At 35.4% G+C, this 1,563-nt stretch carries 2 protein-coding genes; both read left to right on the top strand.

Annotation, left to right across the window (positions count from 1 at the left end; genetic code table 11):
• On the top strand, nt 1–371 hold a 371-nt coding region (locus AA81_RS09585; protein ID WP_146050377.1), incomplete at its 5' end, for a zinc-binding dehydrogenase.
• Nucleotides 358–1,524 (top strand): glycine C-acetyltransferase, encoded by a 1,167-nt coding sequence (locus AA81_RS09590; protein WP_103898901.1) that lies wholly within the window; start codon nt 358–360, stop codon nt 1,522–1,524. The genes AA81_RS09585 and AA81_RS09590, both read left to right, overlap by 14 nt.
• The last annotated feature ends 39 nt before the right edge of the window (nt 1,525–1,563 follow it).

Genomic DNA, 1,563 nt, shown 5'->3' on the forward strand with positions numbered 1-1,563 from the left:
CTTTAGGGGCTGATTTAGTTATAAATCCAAAAGAGCAGTCGGTAGTTGATGAAGTGTTTAAAATAACCTCTGGATTAGGAGCAGATGTCTTCCTTGAAATGTCAGGAAATGAAAACGCTCTGAATGATGGTATAAAATCATTAAAAAGCACAGGAGTGGCATCCATCTTAGGGGTTTATCCTGAAAGCAAGGTAAAGTTTGAAATGAATACCGCAGTTTTTAAAAATCTTACTATTCACACTATTACCGGAAGAAAGATGTTTGAAACGTGGTATATGGCTTTAAACTGGCTAAAGTTCCATAAATTGGATTTAAGTAAAGTTGTTACACATGAATTTGACTTTGAAGATTTTGATTATGGATTTTTATGAACAATTGAAAGAAGATTTGAGAAAACTCGATGATTCTGGTTTACTTATCACTATAAGAACACTTGAAAGTGCACAAGGAGCTTGGATCAATATCAATGGTAAAAAGGTTTTAAATATGTGTTCTAACAATTATTTGGGTTTGGCAAGCAACGAAAGGCTCAAAGAAGCTGCTATCAATGCCGTTAAAAGCTGGGGCGTGGGTCCAGGAGCTGGGACTATGAAAATTCATGAAGAATTAGAAAAAAAACTAGCGGAATTCAAAAAAGTAGAGGCCACCCTTGTTGTACAATCCGGATTCAACGCAAATCAAGCAGTTATTCCTACGATAACAAACGAGGAAGATGGGATTTTATCAGATGAACTTAATCACGCAAGTATAATAGATGGGGTTAGGTTGTCAAAGGCAAAAAGATACATATGGAAACACAAAGATTTAAACTCTTTGGAAGAGCAACTGGTTAAAGCTCAAAAAGATAATTGTAGAAGAAAATTAATTATAACTGACGGTGTTTTTAGCATGGATGGGGATATTGCACCCCTTCCAGGAATTGTGGAACTAGCTAAAAAATATAATGCTTTAGTAATGGTGGACGATGCACATGGAGAAGGAGTACTAGGAGAAAACGGTAGGGGAATAGCGGATCATTTCAATTTGACGGACGAAGTGGATATAGAAATTGGAACTTTATCAAAAGCCTTTGGAGTTGTGGGTGGATTCATCGCAGGCAAAAAGGTATTAATCGATTATTTAAAACAACAAGCAAGACCATTTCTATTCTCTAGCTCTTTGTCGCCATCAGAAACCGCTGCAGCTTTAGAAGCAACAAAAACACTTTATGAATCTAACAATTTAGTGAAAAAACTTTGGGATAACGCGAAATATTTTCAAAGTAAGATAAAAGAAATGGGTTATAATATCGGAGGTACTGAAACCCCTATAACCCCTGTGATGATCTACGATGAAAAGAAAACAAAAGAATTTAGCTCAAAACTATATGAAGAGGGCATTTTTGCCTCTAGCATAGTTTATCCCACCGTTCCAAAAGGGAAAGCCAGAATAAGGGTAATGATAAGCGCTTTACACAGTAAAGAAGATTTAGCCTTTGCCTTAACCAAATTTGCAAAAATAGGTAACAGTTTTGGTATTCTATAAATTGCTGTGTGATTTTTAAATTTTTATGATATAATAATG

The sequence above is a fragment of the Petrotoga halophila DSM 16923 genome (assembly GCF_002924615.1).